This window comes from Streptomyces sp. NPDC060198, assembly GCF_042728415.1.
Taxonomy (GTDB): Bacteria; Actinomycetota; Actinomycetes; order Streptomycetales; family Streptomycetaceae; genus Streptomyces.
Map to the genome: position 1 here is coordinate 1 of NZ_JBHWZJ010000519.1, position 3,949 is coordinate 3,949.

2 protein-coding genes are annotated in these 3,949 nt (G+C 71.9%); both read right to left on the minus strand.

The features are described 5' to 3' along the window. A partial coding sequence (locus tag ACFWEP_RS32715; RefSeq protein ID WP_387375640.1) for a condensation domain-containing protein occupies positions 1 to 1,404 on the minus strand: 1,404 nt, incomplete at its 3' end. Positions 1,405 to 1,507: 103 nt separating this feature from the next. Then, positions 1,508 to 3,799: an ATP-binding cassette domain-containing protein gene (locus ACFWEP_RS32720; protein ID WP_387375642.1), complete on the minus strand. Its 2,292-nt coding sequence runs from the start codon at positions 3,797 to 3,799 to the stop codon at positions 1,508 to 1,510. Positions 3,800 to 3,949 lie beyond the last annotated feature (150 nt).

A 3,949-nucleotide genomic window follows, 5' to 3' on the forward strand; every position in this document is an offset into this window, starting at 1 on the left:
GAACAACTCCAACAAACCCTCACCGGACACCCCGGCCACCGGACCCGCACCCAGCGCTGCCAACTCACCCCGCTCGTCGGCCGTCAGCAGATCGATACGGCCGACAGCCTCGTCCGGATCACACTCCGCGACGGCGTCGAGCAGGGCGAGCAGCCGCTGCTGGTGCGCGGCGAGGTCGTCGTCGCCGTACGCTTCCGGAGCTCCGTGCAGCCGGAGGAGCGGGGGGTTGCCGTCCCGGTAGTCGAACACCCAGAGGGCCAGGTCGGTGGTCGACCCCGACACGAAGTGGTGGACCGAAGCGGGGTGTCCGGCGAAGCTCGGCCTGGCGTTGAAGGCCATGATGTTGACGATCAACGGGAACGCCGTGCCGATGCCGCCGGGTGCGCCGAGGTCGCGCAGCAGGTCCTCGCTGCGGTACCGCTCGTGCGCGAGTGCCGACTCGACCTCCCGGGCCACCTGGGCGACGAGTTCGCCCCAGGACATGTCTGGGCGCACGGTCAGCCGCAGGGGCACCACGTTGGACATGGTGCCGGGCACGGTCATCAGGCTGGGACCGGAGCCCCGGCGGGCGGTGACGGGAAGGGCGAGCACCACGTCCTGGGCGCCGCTCAGCCGGTGGGCGTAGAGCGCCGTCGCCGCGATCACCAGACGGGACCACCGGACACCGGCCCGGTCGGCCGAGGCACGCAGCGCCTCAGGACTGCGCAGCTCCCGCTCCTCGGCCAGGCGCAGGGCTTGGTGCGGGTCGGTCGCGGAGGTGGTGGTGAGCCGTGTCGGGGCGGGCAGATCCGCGAAGCGCCCGGTCCAGTAGGAGCGGTCGGAGGTGAAGTCGGCGGAGACGCGGTAGGCGGCGTCGCTGTCGACCAGATCGCGGAGGGGGCCGAACGGGCAGGGCGCCACCTCGTCGCCCTCGGCCAAGGCCGAGTACACCTCGCCGACCCGCTGCCGGACCATGGAGCTGCTGATCGCGTCCAGCACCAGGTGGTGGTAGTTCAGGTACCAGAGGAACTCGGTCGGCGACAGCCGGACCAGCGCGTGGCCGAACAGCGGGTCGCGGGCGAGGTTTAACGGGCGGGCCAGGTCCTGCTCCATCCATCGCATGGCTGCCGCCCGGGGATCGGGCTCCCCGCCGAAGTCGAGGTGTGCGGGCTCCCAGTCCCAGGTCTCGCGGAGGATCTGGCGCGGGCCCTCACCGTCGTCGACGAAGGTCACGTGCAGGGCGTCGACCTCGTCCACGACCCGGCGCAGCGCGGTTTCGAAGAGCACAGGATCGACCGGCCCCTGGATCTCCAGGCACTCACCGACGCGGTAGCCGGGGATCGGCGTCCGGGAGCCCTGCTCGGCAAGCCAGATCTCCCGCTGGGCAGCGGTCAGGGAAAGGACGTCGCCGTCACGACGGGACATGGGGGTACCTCCAGAAGTATGGGTGGGCATGCGCGCAGGGCGTGCCGACCGGGCCGGCCGCGGTGTGTGTCACGCGGTCGGCGGGGGCGGCCCGTGTCTGCGGTCAGGCGGCGATTTCGCCGGCCTGGAGCTGCCAGAGGGATGTGTAGAGCCCGTGCTGGGCGAGGAGTTCGTCGTGGGTGCCTTGCTCGGCGACGATGCCTCGCTTGTCCATGACGTAGATCCGGTCGGCGTGGCGGACCGTGGAGAGGCGGTGGGCGATCACGATCATCGTCCGGTCCGCCGCGAAGCCGCGCAGCGTGCGCTGGATGGCGGCCTCGGTCTCGTTGTCCACGGCGGAGGTGGCCTCGTCGAGGATGACGACCGGTGGGTCCTTGAGGATCGCGCGCGCCAGGGCGATCCGCTGCCGCTGGCCGCCGGAGAGCGTGGCGCCGCGTTCACCGATCAGCGTGTCGTAACCGTCGGGCAGGGTGGCGACGAAAGTGTGCGCCTCGGCCATGGCGGCGGCCCTGAGCACGTCCTCGTGCGAGGCTCCGAAGGTGCCGTAGCGGATGTTGTCGGCGATGCTTCCGTCGAAGAGGAACGGGTCCTGCGCGACGAAGCCGATGACGTGGCGGAGGTCGTGCCGCCGCAGGTCGCGGACGTCCATGCCGTCGAGCAGTACCCGGCCGCGTTCCGCGTCCTGGTAGCGCATCAGAAGTTTGGCGATCGTCGTCTTGCCGGAGCCGGTGGCGCCCACCAGGGCGGTCACCTGTCCGGCCGGGATGGTCAGCGAGAGATCCTCCAGCGTCGCCGGGCGGCCGGGGTAGGCGAAGGTGACCTTGTCGAGGACGATCTCGCCCCGCACCTCGGCGGGTTCGAGCGTCCCCTCGCCGCTGTCGGTCTCGACGGGCAGGGCGCGCAGACGCCGGACCCGGTCGTAGGAGGCAAGGGTGCGCTGGTACTGGTCGGTGATGCCGCCGAGCCGGCTCATCCGCATCAGCAGCATCTGGGGCAGCCCGATCAGCGGGCTGAACACCTCGAAGCGCAGGGTGCCGTTGAGTACCGAACGACCGCCGATCAGCAGCGTGCCGGCCATGGACGCGGTGGTGCAGGCCCGGACGGTCTCGGCGTGGCGGATCGTGCTCCGGTCGGCCTGCCGGCTGCTCTCCTGGACCGACTCGCTGAGCTCGTCGACGCGTGCCGCCTCGTAGTCCTCGGTGCAGAAACTCTTGACCGTCGCACCGGCTTCGAGTGAGTTGATCACCTGACTGCCGAGCCTGGCCCGGTGCTCGCCGGTGGCGGCGTAGGTGGCCGCGGCCTTGTTCTGGTGGTGCAGGGAGAGCCAGGCGATGACCGGGATCGGCAGGAACGCGATCCAGGCGATCTGCGGTGCCAGCAGGAGGAACGCCGGCACCAGGACGGCGAGACTGGTGCCGAGTTGCAGCACGTCGTTGGCCGGGCCGGCGAAGAAGGCGCCCAACTGGCCGACGTCGTTGGTGAGGGTGCCGGTCACCCGGCTGGTCCGCTCGCCTTCCAAGTGGGCCAGTTCGAGATGCTGGACGTGCCGGTAGGCGCGGCTCCGCCAGTCGTGCTCGATGTCCTGGCCGAGCCGGCGCCATTGCAGGTTCGAGGCGTAGGAGAGGCCGGCCACCGCGGCACAGGCGGCGGCCACCAGCCCTGCCAGCCCGAGGAGTTGGGCGGACGCGGTGGTCAGGCCGAGGCTGACCAGCGGAGCCGCCTCGCCCTTGATGAGGACGAGTCCGGTCCATCCGAGGAAGGTGCCGAGCGCCATCTCCGCGGCCTGGCAGGCGACGGACAGGGCGGCGGCCCGGCAGAGGCGGCGGCGGTGCGGTCCGACGATCTCCAGCAGGGGGTGGCGTTCGGCACCCCCTGCCGCGTGCCGCGACGCCTCGACCGTCTGGCGCCAGGCTTTCCGGAGGACGATCGCGGTCGCCGCGGCGACCCCGCCCGCGGCCACCAGCTGCTTGCTCCTCGCCGACCCCTTGACCAGCGCTGTCCCGGCCACGATCCCGCCGCCGACGGCGAGCACCGGGCGCACGACCGGGCCGAGGTCCGCGCGCGGGACCGGAACGACGGCGGAGTCCGGTGCCGGACGTCCCGCTCCGGTCGCGTTCAGGGCGACCCTGGTGACGGCGCCGCGGACGATCCGGCCGACGTCCGCGGCGCGCAGCCGCGCGTCGTGCCGGACGAGCACTCCGCCGGTGACCGAGCTGGCCCGGGCCTCGGTGATCCCGGGGACGCGGCGCAGCACGGCGGCGAGGATCTCGGCCGTCCGGGGCCGCCCGAGCACCAGCTCGACGTCCCAGCGCTGGCGGCCCGGGACGACCGAGCGCGGGCTCGCACCCGATTCCACGGAGCGGAGTCCGGCTGCGGCACCCAGTAGCGATGGCATGTGTACGATCACCTGTTTGCGGAGGTCGCGGGAGACCGTCATGGACACGACGGAATGCGGCGACGGAGCGGGAAGGTCTGACGTGGACGGGAGTGTCTGAACAGCGGATCTCTGCGGTCGGACGTCCTGCGAAGGGCCGCCGCCCGGGCA